This window comes from Nocardiopsis coralliicola (assembly GCF_054779695.1).
The window spans coordinates 121303-144396 of the sequence record NZ_BAAGXT010000009.1; the positions used below are offsets into that span (position 1 = coordinate 121303).

General features: G+C 73.2%; 23 protein-coding genes. 16 read left to right on the top strand and 7 right to left on the bottom strand.

Features of this window, described 5'->3' with window-relative positions:
* Positions 1-192: 192 nt before the first annotated feature.
* Complete coding sequence (locus tag ACYVGT_RS09550; RefSeq protein ID WP_460856115.1) at positions 193-825, bottom strand: HD domain-containing protein; 633 nt, start codon at positions 823-825, stop codon at positions 193-195.
* 145 nt (positions 826-970) lie between these two features.
* On the opposite strand from ACYVGT_RS09550, the gene ACYVGT_RS09555 reads away from it, so the two are divergent.
* A complete protein-coding gene (locus ACYVGT_RS09555; RefSeq protein WP_460856117.1) occupies positions 971-1567 on the top strand; it encodes an HD domain-containing protein in 597 nt (198 codons plus the stop codon).
* 149 nt (positions 1568-1716) lie between these two features.
* Here ACYVGT_RS09555 and ilvA read toward each other — a convergent pair whose 3' ends face one another.
* Positions 1717-2997 carry a threonine ammonia-lyase IlvA gene (ilvA, locus tag ACYVGT_RS09560; RefSeq protein WP_460856119.1) on the bottom strand — a complete coding sequence of 427 codons (1281 nt, stop codon included), beginning with the start codon at positions 2995-2997 and terminating at the stop codon, positions 1717-1719.
* A gap of 474 nt (positions 2998-3471) precedes the next feature.
* Here ilvA and ACYVGT_RS09565 point away from each other — a divergent pair, with 474 nt between their 5' ends.
* The 6 genes from ACYVGT_RS09565 (at position 3472) to ACYVGT_RS09590 (ending at position 9737) form a co-directional block, all read left to right on the top strand.
* Positions 3472-4248, top strand: coding sequence for an enoyl-CoA hydratase/isomerase family protein (locus ACYVGT_RS09565; RefSeq protein ID WP_460856121.1), 777 nt, complete (start codon positions 3472-3474; stop codon positions 4246-4248).
* Positions 4249-4936: 688 nt separating this feature from the next.
* A complete protein-coding gene (locus ACYVGT_RS09570; RefSeq protein WP_460856123.1) occupies positions 4937-5764 on the top strand; it encodes an alpha/beta fold hydrolase in 828 nt (275 codons plus the stop codon).
* Positions 5765-5959: 195 nt separating this feature from the next.
* Complete coding sequence (locus tag ACYVGT_RS09575; protein ID WP_460856125.1) at positions 5960-6478, top strand: toxin-antitoxin system HicB family antitoxin; 519 nt, start codon at positions 5960-5962, stop codon at positions 6476-6478.
* 199 nt (positions 6479-6677) lie between these two features.
* Positions 6678-7511: a DUF4097 family beta strand repeat-containing protein gene (locus tag ACYVGT_RS09580; RefSeq protein ID WP_460856127.1), complete on the top strand. Its 834-nt coding sequence runs from the start codon at positions 6678-6680 to the stop codon at positions 7509-7511.
* Between the two features lie 388 nt (positions 7512-7899).
* Positions 7900-8925: an ATP-binding cassette domain-containing protein gene (locus ACYVGT_RS09585; protein WP_460856128.1), complete on the top strand. Its 1026-nt coding sequence runs from the start codon at positions 7900-7902 to the stop codon at positions 8923-8925.
* On the top strand, positions 8922-9737 hold the full coding sequence (locus ACYVGT_RS09590; RefSeq protein WP_460856132.1) for an ABC transporter permease: 816 nt from the start codon (positions 8922-8924) through the stop codon (positions 9735-9737). The genes ACYVGT_RS09585 and ACYVGT_RS09590 overlap by 4 nt, the downstream gene beginning before the upstream one ends.
* 78 nt (positions 9738-9815) lie before the next feature.
* Here the strand turns inward: ACYVGT_RS09590 and ACYVGT_RS09595 are convergent, their stop codons facing one another.
* The 4 genes from ACYVGT_RS09595 to ACYVGT_RS09610 form a co-directional block, all read right to left on the bottom strand.
* Complete coding sequence (locus tag ACYVGT_RS09595) at positions 9816-10397, bottom strand: hypothetical protein (protein ID WP_460856135.1); 582 nt, start codon at positions 10395-10397, stop codon at positions 9816-9818.
* Between the two features lie 104 nt (positions 10398-10501).
* Complete coding sequence (locus ACYVGT_RS09600; protein WP_460856136.1) at positions 10502-11272, bottom strand: GNAT family N-acetyltransferase; 771 nt, start codon at positions 11270-11272, stop codon at positions 10502-10504.
* Between the two features lie 66 nt (positions 11273-11338).
* Complete coding sequence (locus tag ACYVGT_RS09605) at positions 11339-11731, bottom strand: VOC family protein (RefSeq protein ID WP_460856140.1); 393 nt, start codon at positions 11729-11731, stop codon at positions 11339-11341.
* On the bottom strand, positions 11728-12027 hold the full coding sequence (locus tag ACYVGT_RS09610) for an ArsR/SmtB family transcription factor (protein WP_460856143.1): 300 nt from the start codon (positions 12025-12027) through the stop codon (positions 11728-11730). Before ACYVGT_RS09610 ends, ACYVGT_RS09605 begins: the two co-directional genes overlap by 4 nt.
* A gap of 139 nt (positions 12028-12166) precedes the next feature.
* Between ACYVGT_RS09610 and ACYVGT_RS09615 the strand changes: the two genes are divergently transcribed.
* The 4 genes from ACYVGT_RS09615 to ACYVGT_RS09630 all read left to right on the top strand — a co-directional run bounded on the left by ACYVGT_RS09615 (position 12167) and on the right by ACYVGT_RS09630 (position 16257).
* A complete protein-coding gene (locus ACYVGT_RS09615; RefSeq protein ID WP_460856145.1) occupies positions 12167-12547 on the top strand; it encodes a hypothetical protein in 381 nt (126 codons plus the stop codon).
* 153 nt (positions 12548-12700) lie between these two features.
* On the top strand, positions 12701-13525 hold the full coding sequence (locus ACYVGT_RS09620; protein WP_460856147.1) for an SAM-dependent methyltransferase: 825 nt from the start codon (positions 12701-12703) through the stop codon (positions 13523-13525).
* Between the two features lie 300 nt (positions 13526-13825).
* On the top strand, positions 13826-14653 hold the full coding sequence (locus ACYVGT_RS09625) for a hypothetical protein (protein WP_460856148.1): 828 nt from the start codon (positions 13826-13828) through the stop codon (positions 14651-14653).
* A 242-nt stretch (positions 14654-14895) separates the two neighbouring features.
* Entirely contained in the window at positions 14896-16257 is a 1362-nt protein-coding gene (locus tag ACYVGT_RS09630) for a pentapeptide repeat-containing protein (protein ID WP_460856150.1), read from the top strand.
* A 20-nt stretch (positions 16258-16277) separates the two neighbouring features.
* On the opposite strand, the gene ACYVGT_RS09635 is transcribed toward ACYVGT_RS09630, so the two are convergent.
* Positions 16278-17186, bottom strand: a complete 909-nt coding sequence (locus ACYVGT_RS09635; RefSeq protein ID WP_460856152.1) for a LysR family transcriptional regulator — start codon at positions 17184-17186, stop codon at positions 16278-16280.
* A 376-nt stretch (positions 17187-17562) separates the two neighbouring features.
* On the opposite strand from ACYVGT_RS09635, the gene ACYVGT_RS09640 reads away from it, so the two are divergent.
* The 5 genes from ACYVGT_RS09640 (at position 17563) to ACYVGT_RS09660 (ending at position 23094) form a co-directional block, all read left to right on the top strand.
* Entirely contained in the window at positions 17563-18894 is a 1332-nt protein-coding gene (locus tag ACYVGT_RS09640) for an MFS transporter (protein WP_460856154.1), read from the top strand.
* Between the two features lie 177 nt (positions 18895-19071).
* Positions 19072-20823, top strand: a complete 1752-nt coding sequence (locus ACYVGT_RS09645) for an NAD(P)-binding domain-containing protein (protein ID WP_460856156.1) — start codon at positions 19072-19074, stop codon at positions 20821-20823.
* Complete coding sequence (locus ACYVGT_RS09650; RefSeq protein WP_460856158.1) at positions 20820-21488, top strand: DUF1028 domain-containing protein; 669 nt, start codon at positions 20820-20822, stop codon at positions 21486-21488. The genes ACYVGT_RS09645 and ACYVGT_RS09650 overlap by 4 nt, the downstream gene beginning before the upstream one ends.
* The gene (locus ACYVGT_RS09655) at positions 21475-22620 is read left to right on the top strand and encodes a M20 family metallopeptidase (protein WP_460856160.1); all 1146 of its coding nucleotides are present in this window, start codon (positions 21475-21477) and stop codon (positions 22618-22620) included. The genes ACYVGT_RS09650 and ACYVGT_RS09655 overlap by 14 nt, the downstream gene beginning before the upstream one ends.
* An 84-nt stretch (positions 22621-22704) precedes the next feature.
* Positions 22705-23094: a hypothetical protein gene (locus ACYVGT_RS09660; protein ID WP_460856163.1), complete on the top strand. Its 390-nt coding sequence runs from the start codon at positions 22705-22707 to the stop codon at positions 23092-23094.

Consider the following 23094-nt stretch of genomic DNA (forward strand, 5'->3'; position numbering starts at 1 on the left):
CAGTGCCGGGGACACTGGTGGTTCAGGGAGCGGCCGCTGCCTGCCGAGCCCTCTTCGGGGCTCGCTGTCCGACGCCTTCCACCCTGCCGCTCCCGCGGGCTGCTGCACAGTACGCACTTCAAAGTGCGTGTGAACGGCGCTGGCCAGCCCGTACCCGATGCCGGACCGCGCCTGCCCACCCCGACCGCGGCGCTACTCGGGCCAGGGCGAGTCGAGGATGGTGCGGACGAAGTCCCCGCGCTCGAAGCCGGGCAGGAAGTGGTGCAGGACATCCGCCTTGACGTTGCCGAACGTCGTCTCGGGCTTGGGCCGGACGCCGCGGGTGAACTCCTCCAGGATCTGCCGCTTGAAGTCGGGCCGCGGATGGCGGGCGGTCACGGCGTCGCGGTCGGCCTGGTCGATGTCGTGGAATCCGCTGCCGAGCACGTCGTACTCCACGCCGGCGGTGACCAGGGCGACCTCGGGCTCCATGAAGGCGGGGATCCCGGGGGTGGTGTGCAGGGCGATCGCGGTCCACACCCGCCGGACGCTGTCCTCCGGCACTCCGCGGGCGGCCAGGAAGCGGCGCGCCTCGTCGGCGCTGTCGACCTCGAAGCGCCGGCCGCTGCCGTGGAAGGCGGAGCCGAGCCCCAGGTCGTGGAAGAGGGCGCCGACGTAGAGCAGTTCGGGGTCGACGCTGAGGTCCCGGTTGCGTCCCTGCAGCAGCCCGAAGAAGAACACGCGCCGCGAATGGTGGAAGATCACGTCGTCGGTGCTCTCCCGGACCAGCTCGGTCGCCTCCCGGGCCAGCGCCGTGTCGGGCACGGCGCGCTCCACGTCCAGCATCGCTCCCCCTCGGACTGAACTCGGACCGTTCGCTCTCCGTCATCCCCGGACCGCCCTGCCCCGACACGGGCCGAGCGACGGAGGGCGGCCGTCCGGTGCGGCCTCCGAACCGGATCCGCGGCCGCACCTCCCCTATCGTGAGGGCGTGCATATCCCCAGTGACGAGGAGATCCGCTCCCTCCACGTAAGGTACGCGCCCACCGCGCACGCCCTCGGCCTGATCGAGGAGCACTGCCGGATCGTCGCCGCGATCGCCGAGCAGCTCATCGACCGCTCCGGGCTGGACGTCGACCGCGGGCTGGTGCGCGCGGGCGCGCTGCTGCACGACATCGGCGTCTACGCCCTCTACCGGCCCGACGGCGAGCTGGACCACGCGCAGTACATCCGGCACGGCGTCCTCGGCGCCGCGCTGCTGGAGCAGGAGGGCTACCCGGAGGAGCTGTGCCGGTTCTGCTCGCACCACACCGGCGTCGGAGTCACCGCCGACGACGTCCGCCGCCAGGGCCTGCCGATTCCGGAGGCGGACTACACGGCGGTGTCGGCGGAGGAGCAGCTCGTCATGTACGCCGACAAGTTCCACAGCAAGAGCGCGCCGCCGGTCCTCGTATCCGCCGAGACCTTCGCCGCCTCCACGGCCCGTTTCGGCCCGGACAAGCCGGCCCGCTTCGCCGCTCTCCGCGAGCGCTTCGGCACCCCCGACCTCGCATCCTTCGCCGAGGAGTACGGCTTCGGGCTGGTGTGAATGCCGCCGGCCGGGGCCGGAGCAGGCGGTGGCGGCGTCCGCACAGGTCCCGGTCCGGCCGATGGCGGCGACCGCGGTGGAGGATCCGGGGCGGCCGGGGCAGGGGGCAGGGCGTCCGCGCCCCGCGGCTCTGGCGGTGCCGGCGCAGCTCAGACCAGGAAGCCGAACACCGGGCTGTCCGGGCGGAGGCGCTCGATGCGGTGGGGTGCGGCGTCCATGCGCTTGAGGATGGGGTCGAGGTTCTCCGGCGCGCCGAGCTCCACGCCGACCAGCGCCGGCCCGGTCTCCCGGTTGTTCCGCTTGACGTACTCGAAGCGGGTGATGTCGTCGTCCGGGCCGAGGATGTCGTCGAGGAACCGGCGCAGCGCGCCCGGCTCCTGCGGGAAGTCCACCAGGAAGTAGTGCTTGCGGCCCTCGAAGACGAGCGACCGCTCGACGATCTCGGCGTACCGGCTCACGTCGTTGTTGCCGCCCGACAGCACGCACACCACCGTCGCTCCGTCGGGCAGCCCCAGGTCGGCGCCGAGCGCAGCCGCGGCCAGCGCGCCCGCGGGCTCGCTGATGATCCCGTCGGTCTGGTAGAGGTCCAGCATCTCGCTGCAGATCCGGCCCTCGGGGACGGTGGTCATGCGCGGCGGCTCCGCGGCCGCGATCGCGTGGGTGAAGCGGCCGACCGTGCGCACCGCGGCGCCGTCGACGAAGGGGTCGATCTGCTCCAGCGCGACGGGGCGGCCCGCGTCCAGCGCGGCCGCCATGCTCGGCGCCCCCTGGGGTTCGGCGCCGATCACGCGCACTCCGGGGTGGTGCGCACGCAGCCAGGTGAGCGTGCCGGCGAGAAGGCCGCCTCCGCCGACGGGGACGATGACGGCGTCCGGCGCACGGCCGAGCTGCTCGATGGCCTCCTTGGCGACGGTGCCCTGGCCGGCGATGGTGCGCGGATCGTCGAAGGCCGGCAGCAGTGTCATGCCGAGGGTGTCGGCGTCGGACTGGGCGGCCGCGGCGGCGTCATCGTAGGTGTCGCCGGTGACGATGGCCTGCACGCTGGGGCCGCCCAGGGCGGTGACGCGCTCCCGCTTCTGCCGGGGTGTGGTGCGCGGCAGGTAGATGCGCGCCGGGATGCCGAGCGAGGAGCAGGCGAAGGCGACGCCCTGGGCGTGGTTGCCGGCGCTCGCGCAGACGACGCCCTTCTGCTGGCTGGCGGCGTCGAGCGAGCGCACGAAGTTGAGGGCGCCGCGGCCCTTGTAGGAGCGGACGGAGTTGAGGTCTTCCCGCTTGAGCAGGACCTCCATACCGGTGCGCTCGGAGAGCCGCGCACTGCGGTGGAGGCCGGTGGGCGGGATGACGTCGGCGAGGCGGTCGGCCGCCTCGGCCACATGCGAGGCGGTGACCGCCTCCGGCGTCGGGTGCGGGTGCCGGCTGGTCTCGTTCACCGTCGTCCTCATCAATCCGGTCGGGGGGCCGTCGCGGCCAAGGGGCGCTGCAGCGGTGCGCCTGGTGGTGGGCCGGTCCGCGCAGCCGGCGCCGCGCCCGGCTGACCGGCGGCGAAGGGTGGGCCGCGCTGGCCCGGCTGGGCAGAGGAATGCGGGCCGATCCGGCGCCGCGGAGTCGGGGCGGGATCCCCGCCCGGCAAGGCCCACTCTGCCCCATTGCCTGCTCCCGTGCGGGAGATCCAGCAGAGTACGGGCCTGCTGCTCCCGACAGTACAAGGCCGAACCGGGGGTTCTGAGCAGTGCCCCGGCGGCTGCTTCGCGGCACGTCCCCGCGTTTGCGGATGCCGCCCCTGGTCACTGGCGGCCGCCCGGGAGAAGCGCGGTCCGGGCGGTGGCCGCCAGGCCCGCGGTGGCATGCTTTGCGGGTGCCCGGATCGCGGGCCAGGGACGTGCCGGACGGGCGAAGGGGAGCGCGTGGCAGCGGATATTCCCGCCGAAGGGCGGATCACGGTGGACGTCGCGGGCCCGGCGGCCTGGATCACCATCGACAACCCGCGCAAGCGGAACGCGATGAGCGTCGCCATGTGGCGGCGGATCCCCGAAGCGGTCGCCGAGGCGGCGGCCGGCCCCGCGGTGCGCTCGATCGTGCTGACCGGCGCCGGCGGCACGTTCAGCTCGGGCGCCGACATCTCCGAGTTCACGCCGGAGCCGGACGGCGGCGCCGACGAGGAGCAGGTCTCGGTCGCGGCCGAGCGCGCGCTGCTGGCCTGCCCGCTGCCGACCATCGCGGCGGTGGAGGGGCACTGCGTCGGCGGCGGCTACCAGCTCGCGGCAGCCTGCGACGTGCGGCTCTGCGCGCCGGGCGCCCAGTTCGGCATCACCCCGGCCAAGCTGGGCATCGTCTACCCGCCGACCAGTGTCCAGCGGCTCACCGACGTGGTGGGGCCCTCAGCCGCGAAGCTCCTGCTGTTCTCCGGTGAGATCGTCGACGCCCGCCGCGCGGTCGAGCTCCGCCTGGTCGACGAGGTCGCCGATCCGGTCCGCAAGCGCGCGGCAGCCCTCACCGAGACCATCGCCTCCCGCTCCCGCCTCACCGTCGCCGCCTCCAAGGAACTCGTCGATGCCGCCGTCACCGGCGACGCCCTCGAACCCCTGGCCCGCCGCTGGCGGACCCTCGCCACCACCACCGGCGAACGCGCCGAAGGCGTCCGCGCCTTCCACGAGCGCCGCCCCCCGGTCTTCCCCTACTGAGCGCCGCCCACCACCGCGCGGACGCCGAACCCACGCCAATTGCGGCCGTGATCTGGCCAACCGCTGTATCATCCCGATAACGCCGAACATCACCGCAGGTCAGTCCTTGCGACTCCCGCACAGGCGGGAATGGACCGGGGCCGAGGCCGAGCGCGGCCCCGGTGCCGGCGCGACTCCCGCGTAGGCGCGAATGGACCGCGAGCGCAGATAGGCCCTGCTCTGGCCCGGGTCGCGCATGCGGGAATGAAGCGACAGGGCCCCGACTTCTCCGCGCCCGCCCTCGTGAAGCCACCGGGGACGCCGGGAGACAGCGTGCGGGCGGGGTCGGGAAGGTGTGGCCGAGGCCGACGGGACGACGTAGCCTTCCGGCAAGCAGTGAGAGGCCAGGCGATGGTTGGAGTGGCACGAATGAGCTACTTCACAAAGGAACACTGCAGTTCAGAGAGCCTGCTCCCCGCGCGCGCGGGGATGGCCCCCCTCGCGACGTCCCGGGGGCCCTCGTGCCGGTCTGCTCCCCGCGCGCGGGGATGGCCCCAGGGCCCCGTCGGCAGTGGGGCCGTCGGTGGCCTGCTCCCCGCGCGGGCGGGAATGGGCCGCGGAGACCGTGCTCGCTGAGAGCGCGGGCCGTGCACCGTTCGGGACCGCGGTGGCGGGCGCCGGCGTCCGGGGGTGCGGATAGCGTCAAGCCATGCCCCACACCAGCCCCCGCCCCGTGCGCCGTGTCCTGGACCTGCCTGGCGGGCGGCGGATGTCCTACCTGGACTTCGGAGCGGGCGGCGCAGAGCGGACGGTGCTGGCGCTGCACGGGCACCTCGGAGAGGGGGCGGACTTCGCGGCGCTGGCCGCCGGCCTCGCCGCGGACGGGTGGCGGGTGGTCGCGCCGGACCAGCGGGGGCACGGGGACTCGGACCGGGCCGAGCGGTATGACCGCGCCGGCTATCTGGACGATCTGCGGGAGCTGCTGGACCAGCTGCGGCCGGGCGCCGCGGTACCGGTCGTCGGGCATTCCCTCGGCGCCGTGAACGGCTACTACCTGGCGGCGGAGGAGCCGGGCGCGGTCAGCGCGCTCGTCAACATCGACGGCCCGGCGCATCTGCCGGTGGTCGACCCCGCGCCGCTGTCCTTCCTGCTGGACCTGCCCTACACCGCGCCCTCGCGCGAGGAGCTGCTCGCCGCCTGCGGCCCGCTCGCCGGCCTGCTGGAGCCGGGGCTGCGGCCGCATCCCGACGGCTGGCGGCTCGGCGCGCACCCGGCGGACATGGTCGACTCCGACACCCGGATCCTCGGCGACCACTGGCCGGCCTGGCTCGGCTCTGACTGCCCCGCGCTGCTCCTGCACGGCACGGAGAGCACCGTTCTGCCCACCGCGCAGGCGCGGGAGATGGCGGCGCGGCGCCCGGGAACCGACCTGGCCGAACTGGACTGCGGCCACTGGGTCCACCAGCAGCGGCCGGACGAATCGACGCGCCGGATCCGCCGCTTCCTCGGTTCCCCCGGCCACGCCCCTGGTTCCTGAAGGCGCACCGACGAGGCACTGGCCGCAAGAGGACACCGGGCACGTGCCTCGCGTGACGCCACCATGGCGTCATCAGCTTGACGTGCGGAGAACCTTTCCTCGGGCGAATACAGGGGCCACGATTCCACCCCTTGGCGCCCTTCGGATTCGCAGGGACGCGTAGACATGACGCCACTATGGCGCCATAGTGATGTCATGGATCTCGCCCCGTACGTCGCCCGCCTCCACCGCGACCTCGCTGCAGCCGCCGAAGCCGGCGGCGAGGACGCGGTCGCCCTGGCCGAGCGCCTCGCCGCACCGCTGGACGCGACCGTGCGCCTGGTGCTCCTCGAAGCGCTTTCGGACGCCGCCGAGGAGATCACCCGCGACCTGGCCCCCGGCTCGGTCGAGGTGCGGCTCCGGCGCGGCGAGCCCGACTTCGTGGTGGCGCCGCCGGACACCGGGCCGTTCGCCTCCGAGCCGGTCGGGTCCGCAGCGGAAGCCTCCGCCCCGAGCCCTCCCGGCGCCGACGACGGCGGCACCGCGCGTGTCAGCCTGCGCCTGCCCGAGGGCCTCAAGGCCCGCGCGGAGGAGGCAGCTGCGGCCCGCGGGATCTCCGTCAACGCGTGGCTGGTGCAGGCCGTCTCCGGGGCGCTCGACCCGCGCAGTGCGGCCGCTTCGGCCGTCCGCGCCGCGTGGAACTCGGGACAGAACCTGCGGGGGTGGGCGCGGTAGGCAGCAGAACCCTGCACCGCCCCGTCCGCACCGGCCCGCCGGCCCTGCTGCCTCGGGCCACCGACCTGGCCGTCAGCACGCCGCACCCAGCACCGCAGTCCTCCACCACACCACGAGGGGTCCGACGATGAACCTGCCCAGCCGATCACCCCGTTCGCCGAACCACCCGAGCACCGCTGCCCCCGCGAAGGAGAGCCCCGTGGCCGCTGCCCCCGCGACCGTCACCATCGAAGCCTGGGGCGGCACCGTCACCGTCGTCGCCTCCCCCCGGGACACGGCAGACGTCGACGTCGCTCCCTTCAACGCGGAGTCGTCGCGCGACGCTGACGCGGCCCGGAACACCGTCGTCGACCGCGGCCCCGGCCGGGTAGCGGTACGCGTCCCCAAGCCCGGCGTGAAGAAGCTGTTCGGCCACCAACCGGCCACCGGGATCCGGGCGGAGGTGCCGGAGGGCACCAACGTTCGGGTGCGCGGCTGGTCGCAGATCGACCTCGCGGGCCCGCTGGGCGAGGTCGAGGTGGACGCCTCCGTCGAGCGGGTCAGCGTGGACCGCTGCCAGACCCTCGACCTGAAGAGCAGTGTCGGCGCTGTGCAGATCGGCGAGGTGGCCGGACGCGCCGATGTCACGTCGTCCATCGGCGAGGTGCAGATCGAGCGCCTCTGCGGGCCATCGACCGTCCGGTCCTCGGTCGGGCAGGTGGAGATCCACTCCGCCGAATCCGACCTGCAGGTGAAGGGAGCGCACTCCGGCGTGGTCCTGCACCGCGTCACCGGCGCCGCCGCAGTGGCGAGCACGCACGGCCGGGTGCGCATCGTGCGGCTCATCGCGGGCAGCGTCGACGTCTCGACGTCGCACGGCCCCGTGGAGATCGGCGTGGCGGAGGGCATCCCCGCCTGGCTTGACGTGCAGAGCCAGCGCGGGCGCATCCTCAGCCACCTCGACGGCAGCGGACCCGCACCGGAGGCCGACGAGGCGTCGGTGAGCGTCCGCACCCGCACCAAGTGGGGATCGATCACCCTCAAGCGGGCCTGACGGAGGCGGGGCCGCCCCGCCTCTCTACTTTCCCGCCAGCCCTTCCCAGCCGTACCTGGCGGCGGCCCCGCTGTCCCAGCGGCGGCCCGCCGGCCCGCAGCAGCGGCGCTGAGCCGCCCAGCAGCGCTACCTCCTTCCCTCTCCCCAGCAGCGCCGGCTGCGTTCCGCACTGCCTGCGGAGCACCATCCGCGGCCCCGCCCCGCGCACAGCGGCGGCCCGATCGCACCCTTGCCTGCAGCCGGCCCACTCCGCCGGCGCTTCCTTCGCCATGCCGTGACCCGGTCCGCTCGGCCGGGCCGGCCGCGCCTGCCCACTCCGCTCCCGTGCCCCGTGACCCGCGCACGGATCTCCCCCTCGCATCGCATCCATCCACGTCAGGAGAGACGTATGAATCGCGCTTCAGCCCGGCCGGACCCTGCGGTAGCGGCACCGGCGATCTCCGCCACCGGGCTGTGCAAGTCCTACGGCGAGTACACCGTGCTGGACGGCATCGACCTCGCCGTCGCGCCCGGCACGATCACCGCACTGCTGGGGCCGAACGGCGCCGGCAAGACCACCATCGTCAAGATCCTCACGACGCTGATCAGCGCCGACGCCGGCAGCGCAGAGATCGCCGGGCACAACGTCGCCGCGGAGGGCGACGCGGTGCGCGCGGCCATCGGCGTGACCGGCCAGTTCTCCGCGGTCGACGAGATCCTGACCGGCGCCGACAACCTGCGCCTGATGGCGGACCTGCACCACCTCGGCCGCAGCGAGGGCAGCCGGCGCGCGGCGGAACTGCTGGACCTGTTCTCCCTGACGGAGGCCGCCGGGAAGGCCGCGGCGACCTACTCCGGGGGCATGCGGCGCCGACTCGATCTGGCGATGAGCCTGATGTCGGATCCGCGGGTGCTATTCCTCGACGAGCCGTCGACCGGCCTCGACCCGCACAGCCGCCGCGACCTGTGGCACGTGGTGCAGCAGCTCGTGGACCGCGGCACCACCATCCTGCTCACCACGCAGTACTTGGACGAGGCCGACCGGCTCGCTGACCGGGTCGCGGTGCTGACCGGCGGCCGAATCGTCGCCGAAGGAACACCGGACGAGCTGAAGCAGCGCGTTCCCGGCGGGCACCTGGTGCTGCGGTTCGCCGACACCGGCGCACTCGACCGCGCCGCGGCCGCATTCGGCGGCGCGCACGGGACCGGACCGGTCCGGAACGACCAGGCACTCACCCTCCAGGTCCCCGGGGACGGCGGTGCCGCTTCGCTCCGCTCCGTCCTGGACCGGCTCGACCGCTCCGGCGCCGAACTGCTGGACCTCTCCGTGCACCGCCCCGACCTCGACGACGTCTTCATCGCCCTCACCGGGCGCAGCGCCGCTACCGCGGCGCCCGCTCCGGCTCCGCACCCGAAGGGACACGCGACCCGATGACCACCGCAACCCGCCCCATGCCGGCGCGCGACACCGCCACCATGCTGCGCCGCAACCTGAAGCGCCTCGTCCGCTACCCGTCCGTCACGCTGCTGCTCATCGGGATGCCGGTGGTGTTCCTGCTGATGTTCACCTACATCTTCGGCGGCTCGATGGGGGCGGGCCTCAGCGGCCCGGCCGCGTCGCTCAGCCCCGGAGACGCACGCGCCGAATACGTCACCTATCTGGCTCCGGGCCTCCTGGTCATGACGGTGGCCTCCGTGGCCCAGGGCACCTCGATCACGGTGGCCATGGACATGACCACCGGCGTCGTCGCCCGCTTCCGCACCATGGCCATCGCCCGGACGTCGGTGCTGTCGGGCCATGTGCTGGCCGCCGTGGCGCAGACCGCGATCGCCGTGGCGGTGGTACTCGCCGTCGCGCTGCTGATCGGGTTCCGGTCGCCGGCCGGCCCGGCCGAGTGGCTCGGTGTGGCGGGGGTTCTGGCCCTGGTCACGTTCGCCTTCACCTGGCTGTCGACGGCGCTGGGCCTCGTCGCCAGGAACGTGGAGACGGCTAGCAACACGCCGATGGTGCTGATCCTCCTCCCGTTCGTCAGCAGCGCCTTCGTGCCGACGGACTCGCTTCCGACCGCGGTGCGCTGGTTCGCCGAATACCAGCCGTTCACCCCGGTCATCGAGTCGATCCGCGGCCTGCTGCAGGGCACCGGCGCGGACGGCAGCCTCTGGTTGGCGGTCGCCTGGTGCGGCGCCATCACTGCGGCGGGCTACCTGTGGTCCAAGCGGCTCTACAACCGCGACCCCTCCGCCTGACCCCCGCCCGTCCGGCGCCCGCAGCCTGAACGCCGTTCCGCTGCGAGCGCCACGGCCTGCCGCTGCGCGGGAGCGCCGTCATTCCGGCGCCTCTCTGCGCAGCAGCGCCGCGCGCAGGGGAACCAGCGGTGCGTATCCGCGCCCGATGGCCCAGCGGCGCCACGCGCAGAAGGCGATCGGCGCCGCACCCGCGGCGAGGACCGCGGACAGCCCCGGCAGGTAGACCTCCCCGTGGGGAAGCCACTCGGGCGGGGTGCGGAGGCCGACCGCCGGATCGGCGACGCGATCAGCAGCGGCGCGGGAGCTGGCCGCCACCCCGGCCAGGGCCGCGAGCCCCCACAGGATCGATCCCGTGTAGGCGCGCATCCACCCGAAACCGCCGGCGATCCCGACACAGAGGACCGCGGCCAGCGCCCCGAAGGGGGACGGCTTCAGCTGGCCGCCGGGGAACTCCTCCACCGGCACCGAACCCGCAAAGACCTGCCGCCCCATGCTCATGGGGGCACTGACCATCCCCGTGGGCTGCTCGAATCCGGTGGCGGGATCCGCTGCCGGATTCATGATCGGCTGGTGCAGCGTCCAGGTGGGGATCAGCACGACCGCCGCCAGCAGCAGCGCGTAGGCGCCCGCCGCAACCCGGCGCTCCACGGACTCGGGCATGGGCCTCCCTCGGAGAGACGGGGCGGCCTCCTCCGAGGATAGGGAGGGCACCGCGCCCGCGCAGCCGCCAGCCGGTGGCGCTTGCGGCGGGATCGGCGGCGGGCTCAGTGCGCACTCCATGACCGCAGGAGGCGGCGGGGCCGGAACCCGAGGCGGGCGTAGAGGTGTTTCGGAGTGTCGTCGACCTCGGCGGAGATGCCGATCCGGAGCGCTCCGCCGGCGCGCAGGACGGCGACGGCATGGTGCAGCAGGGCGGTCGCGATGCCGCGTCCGCGGTGGCCGGGCCGGACGAAGACGTCTTCGATGACGCCCAGCCCCTCCGGCGACTGCCACGTGCACGCGAACCCGGCGATGTCCCCGCTCCGAACGGCGCAGTGGTAGACGGCTCCGCCCTCCTCCAGTGCGGCGCGGTGTGCGACGGTCGCAGCGGTGTGCTCGGCCGGCCGGGGCGGGTCGCCGCGCCGGGCGTCCTCCTCCAGGTGGTCGTCGCGGAACATCCCCGCGCGCACGGACCAGTCCGGGTCGACCGCGGAGGCCGGCCGGACCTCGCCGTCCGGCGGCACACCGGCCAGGCGGGCGCCCGGATCCAGTTCCAGCCGGAGCTCCCGGTCCAACCGCCAGTCGCGCATAGCCAGCTCGGCCTCGACCCACGCCGGCGTCGTGCGCTCCACGACCGCGCGGTGGACACCGAGCTCCGCGGCGCGCCCGAGGACACCCGCGAGCTCTGCGGGCCCGTCCGGACGCACCGCGTAGAGGAAGTTCGCCAGGTCCAGCGCCGGCGCCGCCTCCCGCCGCGCAACGACCGCCGCCCCCAGCGGCACCCGCTCGCTCCCCAACCCCCACAGCCGCACCGCGCCGTCCTCGGGATACTCCATTCCCCGACCCTACGGCTGCGGCCCGGTTCCGGCCGCGGTGCGCCTGCCGGCCGCCGAGGCGGGGCGCTACTTCGGCTCGGTGGCGATCTGGATCAGGTTGCCGCAGGTGTCGTCGAGGACGGCCGTGGTGACCGGCCCCGCGTCGACCGGCGGCTGGGTGAAGCGGACACCGAGGCCGTGGAGGCGGTCGTACTCGGCGCGCACGTCGTCCACGGCGAACTGGGCCAGCGGAATGCCGTCCCCGACGAGCGCATCGCGGTAGGTGCGGGCGGCCGGATGGCCGGCCGGCTCCAGCAGGAGCTCAGCGGCGTCGGGCTCTTCCGGTGAGACGACGGTGAGCCAGCGCGCCCCGCCGCCCATGTCCACGTCGTGCTTCACCGCGAAGCCGAGCACGTCGGTGTAGAACCGCCGCGCCTTCTCCTGGTCGTCGACGAAGACGCTCGTCATGTGGATCTTCATGGTGGGTCCCCCTTCGGCCCGGCGTTCGGCGCGGGCCATCGCTCGGCGATCCGCCGCAGCGGCTCGGTGTCCAGGTCGTGGAACTTGTAGCGGCCTTCTCGCCGCGTCACGACCAGCCCAGCAGCCTCCAGCACCGCGAGGTGCTGCGACACGGCCTGCCGGGACAGGCCGAGCCCGTGCTTCATGCTCAGCCGCCCGCAGATCTCGAACAGCGTCTGCCCGGACCGCTCCGCCAGCTCGTCCATGATGGTCCGCCGCGTCGCGTCAGCCAGGGCTTTGTACATTTCGTCGGGCACACCCCTACCATAGGCAAGCATCCACTTGCATGCAAGTGGATGCTTGCCTAACGTCGCGCACGGCTCCGCAGCCGTGAATGATGATCGGCATCCGGGAACCGGGAGCGAAGAGGGACCGCAAGGTCCGCCTGGAGGGGACATGATCGACCGGGAGCGGTTCGAGGCGGCGAAGCGGGAGATCCTCATTGACGGGCTGGCCGACTGGCCCATGCTGGTGAACGTTGCCGACATCGCCCGGGACGCGGTGGAGTCTGCGGACTGGCGCGTGTGGCGGGACCTGTCGCTGGAACTGCTGGGCGAGCTGACCGCGGAGGGCCTGGTCGAGATCGGGTCGTTCACCGGCAACCGGGGGTTCCGGCCCTGGGATGTTCCGTTCGAACAGGCGCGGGAGCGCATCGTGCGGGACTGGGAGAAGGTCGGTGCGGACATCACCCATGGCGATGTCTGCTGGGTGGCGCTCACCGAGGCGGGCTGCACCCTCGGCGAACGCTACGAGGCCGAGGAGCCCGACGAAGACTGACGCCCGCGCTGCAGCCCCGCGGCTGCTCGAACCCGGCCTTTCAAGCGGCTCCGCGGGGCGGGCAGGCCGCCCTGCACAAGGCGGCGCGGGACCCAACCCGCTGCCCCCGCGGGGCGTGGCACCCTTCTGTGTACCCCCCTCAGAGAGGCCCCCATGGAACAGAACGGCGCCGAGGAACACGGCATCAGCACGAGCCGGCTCTACCGCGCATACAAGTCGGGTGACCCGGACAGCGCCAAAGGGCTGCATCCCGCCGACCGCAAGGAAGCGCGCACGATCATGGCGCGACTGCCCGCAACCTCCAGTGCGGCGCGGTCCAATGTGGAGATGCTGCGGCGGGCGGTGGACGCGGCCGGCCGCGACGGGATCGACCAGATCATCGACATCGGCTGCGACCTGCCCATCGAAGGCGTCCCACCCCTGCACGACGTGCTGCGCGCCCACCATCCCCAGGCGCAATCCGTGCTCATCGACCACGACACCTACGTCGTCACGCACGCCACCGCACTGCTCGCCGGCGACGCCGAACGCACCGCCGTCGTGGAGGCGGACGCGCGGGAGCCGGAGCAGCTGCTCGACGCCGTACGAGCGACCGGCGCCATCGACTTCGACCGGCCCGCCTGCATCGTGCTGGGCGCGCTCCTCCATTTCGTCGGCGACGACGAGACCGGCGGCCGCGGCGCCGACGGCGTGGTCTCCGTGCTCGCATCGGCTGCTGCGCCGGGGTCGTGGATCGTGGTGACACACGGCGCCTCCGACATCAACGCCGAGGCGGCGAAGCTCGGTGTGGAGCTGTACCGGGAGCGCGGACTCGACCTGCACCTGCGCAGCCGCGGCGATATCGAGCGGATCATGGGCCCGGCCCGGCTACTGGATCCGGGGGTCGTCCCCGCCGCGGATTGGCGGCCCGACCTGCACACCACCCCGGTGCCGTTCGAGCAGGCGGGCGGCTGGGTCGCGGCCGCGGTCGTGGGTTAGCAGCCGGAAGCAGACGGTAAAGGGGAGGCCGCGTACCGCAGTCGCTGGATTCGGTGGTAAAAGTCCTGAGTCGACTCAGTGCGATGCCGGCCTGTCCCCTGCCGAGCGCAATTCGCAATGGAGCACGCTGCGGGCACGGCCGACGGCACCGAGCGCACCGGTTAGCCCTCTCCGGTGCCGCTGAAAGCTGGAGTCCGAGCAGGACAGCCCGGTGCTCCGCCTTCGCCGGCACCGCGGCACCGCTTCCCGGCGGCAGGCGCGCCGCGGCTCCGCCGCCCGTTTCGTGACGATCCATGACGATTGGACTACCCCGTGCCCTCTGAGCAGCAGACCGTCATCGAGCGCTCGGCGGCCCCGAAGCCGCTGCGGAAGACGCCGGCTTTCCTCGCTTCGGCCGGAGTGGTCGCGGCACTGCTCGCGGTGGGTGCGGTGGCAACGGTGGACCGCATGTTCGCCGAGCCCGCCGGCGCGGCGGCGGCAGAGCCGTCACCGTCCGCCTCCGCGGAGCCGGACACGGTCAGCGCCGGCGAGGGCGGCGCCGGGGATGCCGAGGACACCGCGGCCGCCTGCGGCATGGGCACCGGCTCCACGGACGAGTTCACGGCGTTTCCCGCCGACGCGAACTGGGACGACCGGGTGGCCGGCCTCCGGGTGCCGTCGTCAGAGGTGCACGGGCCCGGCGAGGTGCAGGAGTCCGGCTTCCGGCAGTGCTTCGCCAAGTCGCCGCAGGGAGCGGTGCTGGCAGGGATCTCCGTCGTCGCGATGAGCGCTGACCCGGCGATGGCGGACGAGGTGGCCGAGCGCGCCTTCACCGAGGGTTCCGCGCCGCAGGAGGCCCAGGGCGGAGGGGCCGCCGGCGGTTTCAGCGCTCTCGGCCAGAACGACCGGCTCGACGGCGCGCGCCTGGCCGCCTACGGCAGCGACCGCGCCCGCGTGGACGTCGCTGTCTCGGCCGCGGGCGCCGCTCCCGCTGCGGTCCGCGTCGACCTGGCGTGGGAGCAGGACGACTGGAAGGCCGTCCCGGCCGGCGGCGGCGCGGTCGCCGATCCGGCATCGCCCCTGCAGGACACCTCGGGCTTCGTTCCCACCCCGATGGCCGAGCAGGAGGAGGCGAACCCGCTCTCCTAGGGCGTGTTTGGTGAATGGCGTTCGTCGCGAGCGGTGTCCTGGTGCACCCGTCGCAAGGCCGACGAAGGAGTCAGGGCGGGTTTTCCCTGTCGAGAAGAGGAGAACGCCGCGAGGGGCGTGCCAGGGCGCCGCGCAGCAGGACAGTTGTCCACCAAACACGCCCTAGCCGGCACGGGCCGGTGGCCGGACCCGGCCCCGCTCCCCCTGCTGCGGCCGGCACGGGCCTGGCTACCGTTGTCGCCATGCCATCACCCGCCCCGCGGCAGTGGACCGCGATCGCCCTCGCCGCGGTGGCGCTCCCCCTGCTCACGGCCACCGCGTGGCCGCTGGGCGCGTTCCTGGCCGGCCGGCTGCCCGAAGGCTTCCCCCTGGTGCGCGCACTGCTGGGGCTGGCGTGCGCGGTGCTGCTCGCGGCCGCTGCCGTCCTGGCATGGCCGCAGCCCGGCGGGAAGCCGGTCCGCCTGGGGTGGCTGATCATCGGAGGGTGGGCCGTCGCCATCGCCACGGTGGCCGGCATCGTGCTCGCCATCTGGTTCGTCCTGGGCTCCCCCGGCGTGGCGACGGTGGCGCAGCTCTCGCCGCGGGCGCTGGACGCGATGGCCACCCGCGCCTTCGCCATCGTCGCCGGTCTCGGCGGAGTCGCGCTGCTCGTGATCGCCTACCGCCGGCAGCGCGCCCTCGAATCGGAAGGGCGGCGGGCGGCCCTCGCCCTCGATCGGGAGAACACCCGGCTGTTCACCGAGCGCTTCACCACGGCCAGCGAACAGCTGGGCAGCGAGCATCCCGCCGTCCGCCTGGCCGGGGTGCACGCGCTGGCGCACCTGGCCGACGACGCGCCCTCCGACGAGCTCGTCCAGATGGTCATCAACGTGCTGTGCGCGTACCTGCGCATGCCCTTCACACCCGCCCCCGATCCGCTCCCCGAGGGCAGCACCGCCGGCGAGCAGGCCGCCGAATACCGCGAGCGCGCACTGCGCTTCGGCGCGCTCCGGGAGGTGCGGCACACCATCATCCGCGCCATCGGCCACCGCCTCCGCGAACAGACCCGCTGGTGCGGCAAGGACTACGACTTCACCGGCGTGGTCTTCGACGGCGGCGACCTGCACGGCGCCGTGTTCTCCGGCGGGTTGGCGGACTTCTCCGATGCCCGTTTCGCCGAGGGAACGGCGGCTTTCGACGGAGCGAGGTTCAGTGGCGGGACGGCGCTCTTCCACGGCGCGCAGTTCGACGGCGGGACCACGTCCTTCACCGGGTCGGAGTTCTCCGCGGGAACGGTGGCCTTCACCGGCGCCCGTTTCACGAGCGGCCTGACGTCCTTCGACGAGGCCGTGTTCACCGGCGGATCCGTCCTGTTCACCGGAGCCAAGTTCACCGGCGGCGAGGTGTCGTTCCGCGACTCCGCGTTCACCGGAAGCAGCGTCTCGTTCACGGGCGCCCTGTTCTCCTCCGGGTGGGTCACCTTCCGCCAGGCTGACATCTCCGGCGGGCGGCTGGACTTCTCCACCACTTCCGGGGAGGCACCCGACCGCCTGCTGGAGGCGATGGAGCAGGGCTGGCCCGGTGTCGTCGCGCTGCCCAGGCGGTGGCAGCCGACCCCCGGATAGCACCGGAGGGCGCCCCTCCCTCACACCACGGTCTCCCGGCACACGTCGATGAACGCCTGCATCCGCCGGACGGAATGGCGGGCGGTGAGCTGCAGGACGTCGATGCCGAGGCCCTCGGGCTGGATGTCGAGCTCCTTGGCAGCGTACGGCAGGTCCTCGTAGCTGCGCTCCAGCACCGTACGCTGGGTGAGCAGTGCGCTGCCGAGGCCGCGGGCGACCAGGGCGCGGACCATCTCGAAGCTGGCGGTGCGGAAGCGCACGTTCGGGGTCAGGCCGGCCTTGCCGAACAGTCCGAGAAAGTAGCTGCCGGCGGGCGGCAGGTCGAACAGGATGAGCGGCTCCGCTGCCAGCTCGGCCAGGCTGACGGTGGGCTGCGCGCTTAGCGGGCCGCCGGCGGGGACCAGGACGTAGGGCGGGTCGGAGCGCAGCGGGTGCGCCGTCACTCCGGACTCGGTGCGCACGGGCGCGAACTCGTAGTGGTAGGTGATGGCGAGGTCGATACGGGTGTTGAGCAGGTCGTCGAGGAGCTTCTCGTGGGCGGCCTCGACGAACGACAGCCGCACCTTCGGGTGCCGGCGGGAGAACTCGTCGATCACGCGGGGAAGCAGGATCGGCGCGATCGTGGCGTAGCAGCCGATGGTCAGCGCGCCGTCGACCTCCTCCCGCTCCCGGCTGGCCGACTCGCGCAGCTGGTCGAGGCCGGCGAGCACGCCGTCGGCCGCCGCGACCGCGCGCTGCCCGGCCGCGGTGAGCAGCATGCCCTTCTGCGTGCGGACGAACAGGGCGACGCCGAGCGCGGCCTCCAGGTCGGCCAGCGCGGTGGAGACCGCGGACTGGGCGACGAACAGCTCACGCGCCGCGGCGGTCACCGAGCCGAGCCGGGCCACCGAGGTCAGGTACTCCAGCTGGCGCAGGCTCACGTCCGCCACTGCCTTGCCTCCTTCACCGGGCCCCGGCGGCCCCCCGGGCCTTCGGGCGCCGCGGCCGCCGCACCCGCTCGCGCGCTGAACGCGAGAGCCGCCGGCCCGCGGCGCCGCCGCAATCAACGCCACGATCTGGACATATCTACTTTTCCGAACGGAAACTTCGGAACGATGAATTGTACAGATGGGGCATACCGCCCTGAAGATTGATCCGGGCGCAGGGCAGGCGTCCGCCGGACCCCCCGTCCCCGGTGCGGCCGCCCGCCTGCGTCCTCCTCGGAGGCCGGCAACCCCCATCCACCCGAGATCGCCCTTGCGCAACGGCGCGCTTTCGCGACTTCTCGCACCGCCCCCACTCGGGGCCGCCCATCCAGGAGGAGACATGGCGAGCGAGGCGCCACAGGCAGCGGAGCAGAACGGACCGGAACCACAGAACCTGCGGCGGAGCGTGTTCGCCGGCGCGATCGGCGTCTTCGTCCACTGGTTCGACTGGGCGGTCTACGCCTACCTCGCGACCACCATGGCGCAGGTGTTCTTCCCCGAGCAGGACGGCGCCGCGGGCCTGCTGTCGGTGTTCGCGGTGTTCGCCGTGGCGTTCTTCGTGCGGCCGCTGGGCTCGGTGCTCTTCGGGCACCTGGGCGACCGGTTCGGGCGCAAGACGACGCTGTCCATCGTCATCATCTCGATGGCGGCCGGCACGCTCATGCTGGGGCTGCTGCCCTCCTATGAGTCGGTCGGCATCCTGGCGCCGATCCTGCTGGTGGTCGCGCGCATCATCCAGGGCCTGGCGGCCGGCGGGGAATTCGGGTCGGCGGCAGCGTTCCTCGCCGAGTTCTCGCCGCGCAAGAAGCGGGGCTTCGGCTGCTCGTGGATCGAGTTCGGCTCGGTCGGCGGGTTCCTGCTGGCGTCGATCGTCGTGTGGGCGATGCATGCGCTGTTCGCGCCGGCCGAGGTGCTCGACTGGGCTTGGCGCATCCCGTTCCTGCTGACGGTGCCGCTGGCCGCGGTCGGCCTCTACATCCGGCTGCGCATCGAGGACACCCCCGACTACCAGGCGCTGGAGGAGATGGACAACGTCCCGAAGCAGCCGGTCGTGGAGGTGTTCCGGGCCAACCGGAAGCAGTTCCTGCAGACCGTCGGCATCGAGACGTTCATGAACTCCACGTTCTACATCGTGCTCGTCTACCTGATCACCTACCAGGAGGAAGTCGTCGGTGTCCCGGCCGACCAGGCGGCGCTGCTGTCGGCGGCGGCGTCGGTGGTGGCGATGGGCGTGATCCCGCTGTCCGGCATCGCCTCGGACCGCTGGGGCCGCAAGCCGGTGCTGTACACGGCCGCGGCGCTGATGGTGGTGGGCGCCCTGCCGCTGTTCGCGCTGATGCAGGTGAACACATCGCTGGCCACATTCACGGCGACGTTCGGGCTGGCCGTGACGCTCGCCGTGATCCTCGGGACGCACGCCTCCGCGGTCGCCGAACTGTTCCCCACCCGCACCCGCCAGAGCGGCCTGTCGATGGCCTACAGCGTGGCCGGCGCGTTCTTCGCGGGGACGCTGCCCTACCTCATGACCTGGCTCATCGACCTCACCGGCAGCGCGATGGTGCCCGCGTTCACGCTCATCGTGATCGGCGCGATCGGCGCGCTGACCCTGCGGACCATGCCCGAGACGAGCGGCTCCGACCTGCTGCACGAAAGCGACCGCGCGCAGCGCTGACGCGTGCCCCCGGTGCGCCCCCTGGGCGCACCGGGCGGTGCCGGCGTACCGCCGCGCGAATCGGCTGCCCCGGAGCACCCGCGCCGCACGGCTGCCGCGTGCTGACCAGTGCTGCCCGGCAGCCGCACCTCAGCCCCCCGTGTCGACCGACCGTTCCCTGAGAAAGCAGAGGTAGTGATGTCGAGCCCCGAAAGCGAAGTCGTCGTCGTCGGAGGGGGGCAGGCCGGCATAGCGATGAGCGAGCACCTGACCGCGCGCGGCATCGCACACGTCGTCTTGGAGAAGGGCCGGATCGCCGAGAGCTGGCGGACCCAGCGCTGGGACTCCCTGGTTGCGAACGGCCCGGCCTGGCACGACCGGTTCCCGGGCATGGAGTTCGCCGACGTGGCGCCGGACGGGTTCGCCACCAAGGAGCAGACGGCCGACTACTTCGACGCCTATGCCGCCAGGATCGGAGCGCCGGTGCGGTGCGGCGTCGAGGTGGTGTCGGTGCGCAAGCGCGCGGGCGGCCGCGGCTTCCGGGTCGAGACGAGCGACGGCTCCCTGGACGCGCGCTATGTCGTCGCGGCCACCGGCCCCTTCCAGACCCCGGTGATCCCGCCGATCGTGCCGGAGCAGGACGGCCTAGTGCAGCTCCACTCCAGCGGCTACCGCAACCCCGGCCAGCTGCCGGAAGGCGCGGTGGCCGTGGTCGGATCCGGCTCCTCGGGCGTGCAGATCGCCGACGAGCTGCGCGCCTCCGGGCGCGACGTCTACCTGGCGGTGGGGCCGCACGACCGGCCGCCGCGGCAGTACCGGGGGCGGGACTTCGTCTGGTGGCTGGGCGTGCTGGGCAAGTGGGAGGCCGCGACGCCGCCGCAGGGCGCCGAGCACGTGACCATCGCGGTCAGCGGCGCGCACGGCGGGCACACCGTGGACTTCCGCCGACTGGCCGAGCGCGGCATCCGGCTGGTCGGGCGGGCGGAGTCGTTCGACGGCGGGGTGCTGCGGTTCGCGCCGGACCTGGGCGAGAACATCGCCAACGGCGACGCGAACTATCTGGCGCTGCTGGATGAGGCCGACGCCTACATCGAGCGCAACGGGCTCGACCTGCCCGAAGAGCCCGAAGCGCGCGTTCTGGGCCCCGCCCCGGAGTCGGTGCGCGATCCGCTGCTCGAACTCGACCTCGCCGCCGCGGGGGTGACGTCGATCGTGTGGGCGACCGGGTTCTCCGCGGACTACAGCTGGCTGCAGGTCGATGCGGTGGACGAGCAGGGCCGGCCGGCGCACCGGCGCGGCGTCTCGACCGAGCCGGGCGTCTACTTCCTCGGCCTGCCGTGGCAGTCGCGGCGGGGGTCGAGCTTCATCTGGGGCGTGTGGCACGACGCCCGGTACCTGGCCGACCAGATCGCCATCCAGCGCGGCTACGCGGCCTACACACCTCCGGCACACGGCGCAGGCAGCGGCGCCCACGCCGGCGCTACCGAACGGCACACGAAGGGGGACGGCGCGATGGCCACGCACACGCGCATCCGGACGTTCAACACGCGCGACACCTATCCCGAGCAGAACCTCGACAACGACCTCTGCCAGGCGGTGGTGGCCGGCGGCACGGTGTACCTGCGCGGGCAGATCGGCCAGGACCTGGACACGCGCGAGTCGGTCGGGATCGGCGACGTCCGGGCGCAGGCCGAGAAGGCGATGTCCAACATCGACCTGCTGCTCCGGGAGGCGGGAAGCAGCATGCAGGACATCGTGAAGGTGACGGTCTATATCACCGACCCGCGCTACCGGGAAGAGGTCTATCGGGAGATGGGCCGCTGGCTGAAGGGGGTGTACCCGGTGTCGACCGGCATCGTGGTGCAGGCGCTCGCCCGCCCGGAGTGGCTGGTGGAGATCGACGCGACAGCCGTCCTCTCGGCGGAGCGCGCGGACGGGGGTGCAGCATGACGTTCTCGATCGCAGCGCACCAGGACGGAAGGTTCGGCGTCGCCGCGGCATCGTCGTCGCCCGCGGTGGCGGCGCGGGTCGTGCACCTGCGGGACGGTGTCGGCGCGGTGGCTTCGCAGAACGTGACCGACCCCCGGCTGGGTGCGGCCCTGCTCGACGGGGTCGCGGCCGGCCGGAGTCCGGAGGCGGCCATCGCGGAGGTGGTGCGGAACGCGCCGAACATCGGCTACCGGCAGCTGACCGTCGTGGACGGCACGGGGGCCGCCGCGACCTACAGCGGCGCGCACACGCTCGGCGTGCAGAACGCGGCCACGGGGGCGCACTGCGCGGCCGCGGGGAACATGCTGGCCAGCACGGACATCCCCGGCGTGCTGTGCGCAGCGTTCACCGAGGCGAAGGGCGAGCTGGAGGAGCGGCTGTTCGCGGCCATGGCGGCGGCGCTGGCGGCCGGCGGGGAGGCCGGCCCGGTGTACTCGGCGGGCCTGTCGACGGTGTCCGGGAACGGCTGGCGCGACACGGACCTGCGGGTGGACTGGCAGGACGAGCCGATCGCGGCGCTGGGGCGCCTGGTGGAGGTGTGGCTGCCGCAGCGGGACGACTATGTGCAGCGCGGTCTCGATCCGGCCGCGTCGCCGGGATACGGGGTGCCCGGTGACGACCGCTGACGCGCAGCAGGGCCCGGCCGGCGGCGCGGAGCTGCCGGGCGCGGCGGAGCTGATGCCGCGGCTGACCGCGTACTCGGAGACGCTGCACGCCCACCCGGAGACGGCGTGGGAGGAGGTGCGGGCGGCGGCGTGGACGGCCGAGCTGCTGGAGGAGCTGGGGTTCGCGGTGACGCGGGGGTACCTCGGTTTCCCGACGGCGGTGCACGCGTCGTTCGGGTCCGGCAGCCGGGCGGTCGGCTTCGTCGCCGAGTACGACGCGCTGCCGGGCCTGGGCCACGCCTGCGGGCACAACCTGATCGCGGCGATGTCGGTGGGCGCGGCTGCCGCGCTGCGGCCGTGGGCAGACGCCCTCGACCTCCGCATCGACGTGATCGGCACGCCCGCGGAGGAGGGCGGCGGCGGCAAGATCGAGCTGCTCGACGCGGGCGCCTTCGCCGACCTGGAGCTGGCGCTGATGGCGCACCCGGGGCCGGTGGACGCGGCGCGCGCGGAGCCGTTCGCGGTGGCGCACGACCACGTCCGGTTCGCCGGCAAGTCGGCGCACGCCGCGGCCTACCCGCACGAGGGGCGCAACGCCAACGACGCCTTCGTGGTGGCGCAGGTGGCGCTGGGCCTTCTGCGGCAGCAGCTGCCGGCGGGGGTGCGCGTGCACGGCATCCAGACCGTGGGCGGCGAAGCGCCGAACGCCATCCCGGAGGTGACCGAGGGCCGCTGGTACACCCGGGCCGAGTCGCTCGCCGAGCTGGAGCCCCTCCGCAGCCGCGTCCGCCGCTGCTTCGAGGCCGGCGCCCTGGCTACGGACACCGACCTGGAGTTCACCCCGGAGTCCCAGCCCTATTCGGAGTTCCGCACCGACGAGCGAGCCCTGGCCCTCTACGTCCACCACGCCGAAGCCTTGGGCCGCCGCTTCAACGCTCCCCCGGAGCAGCAGACCATGAACCGCGCGTCGACCGACATGGGCAACGTCTCCCAGCTGGTCCCGGCCATCCACCCCTACATCGGCCTCGGCAGCTTCCCGGTCTCCAACCACCAGCCCGCCTTCACCGAAGCCTGCATCGGCCCCGCCGCCAACCAGGCCCTCGCCGACGGCGCGACGCTGCTGGCGAGGACGGCGCACGACTACTTCCAATAGACCACCATCGGAAGGAGTCCCCCGGCACCGGGATACCGGCGCCGGGGGATCATTCTTCTCGATCGGCGACCGTGGAGGAATGGCGTGGACGGCTCAACGGCGCTGACTGACGGAGGTCTCCCCCGCCCGCTCACCGGCCAAGAGCAGGCCGCCATCGACACCGTGCTCCGGGTCGACGCGGCGTGGGCCGAACAGGTGCGCGGGCAGCTTCCGTTCGCGCAGGTCTGCCGAGTGTGGGTCACCGGACTGGCGAGCGTGGATATCGGCGTCAGCGCAGCGGCTCGCGGAGCTGACGTGCCGGACGGGCCGCTGCCGGTGCGGGCGGTCGTAGTCGGCGACGAGGGCGAACTGGTCGGCGAGCTGCTGGTCTGGATGGCTGGCGGGTTCATCTCCGCGCTCGAATACGCCTGGTACACGGACGATCCGCCGCGAGGGCTGCCGAGGCCCGAGCAGATTCACGTCAGCGCCGAATAG

What these genes read in the sequence shown, in the direction of transcription:
- ACYVGT_RS09590 (WP_460856132.1), top strand. Translation starts at nt 8,922, where the DNA reads ATGACCACCGCAACCCGCCCCATGCCGGCGCGCGACACCGCCACCATG.
- ACYVGT_RS09585 (WP_460856128.1), top strand. Translation starts at nt 7,900, where the DNA reads ATGAATCGCGCTTCAGCCCGGCCGGACCCTGCGGTAGCGGCACCGGCG.
- ACYVGT_RS09640 (WP_460856154.1), top strand. Translation starts at nt 17,563, where the DNA reads ATGGCGAGCGAGGCGCCACAGGCAGCGGAGCAGAACGGACCGGAACCA.
- ACYVGT_RS09620 (WP_460856147.1), top strand. Translation starts at nt 12,701, where the DNA reads ATGGAACAGAACGGCGCCGAGGAACACGGCATCAGCACGAGCCGGCTC.
- ACYVGT_RS09575 (WP_460856125.1), top strand. Translation starts at nt 5,960, where the DNA reads ATGGATCTCGCCCCGTACGTCGCCCGCCTCCACCGCGACCTCGCTGCA.
- ACYVGT_RS09550 (WP_460856115.1), bottom strand. Translation starts at nt 825, where the DNA reads ATGCTGGACGTGGAGCGCGCCGTGCCCGACACGGCGCTGGCCCGGGAG.
- ACYVGT_RS09605 (WP_460856140.1), bottom strand. Translation starts at nt 11,731, where the DNA reads ATGAAGATCCACATGACGAGCGTCTTCGTCGACGACCAGGAGAAGGCG.
- ACYVGT_RS09615 (WP_460856145.1), top strand. Translation starts at nt 12,167, where the DNA reads ATGATCGACCGGGAGCGGTTCGAGGCGGCGAAGCGGGAGATCCTCATT.
- ACYVGT_RS09595 (WP_460856135.1), bottom strand. Translation starts at nt 10,397, where the DNA reads ATGCCCGAGTCCGTGGAGCGCCGGGTTGCGGCGGGCGCCTACGCGCTG.
- ACYVGT_RS09630 (WP_460856150.1), top strand. Translation starts at nt 14,896, where the DNA reads ATGCCATCACCCGCCCCGCGGCAGTGGACCGCGATCGCCCTCGCCGCG.
- ACYVGT_RS09570 (WP_460856123.1), top strand. Translation starts at nt 4,937, where the DNA reads ATGCCCCACACCAGCCCCCGCCCCGTGCGCCGTGTCCTGGACCTGCCT.
- ACYVGT_RS09645 (WP_460856156.1), top strand. Translation starts at nt 19,072, where the DNA reads ATGTCGAGCCCCGAAAGCGAAGTCGTCGTCGTCGGAGGGGGGCAGGCC.
- ACYVGT_RS09650 (WP_460856158.1), top strand. Translation starts at nt 20,820, where the DNA reads ATGACGTTCTCGATCGCAGCGCACCAGGACGGAAGGTTCGGCGTCGCC.
- ACYVGT_RS09600 (WP_460856136.1), bottom strand. Translation starts at nt 11,272, where the DNA reads ATGGAGTATCCCGAGGACGGCGCGGTGCGGCTGTGGGGGTTGGGGAGC.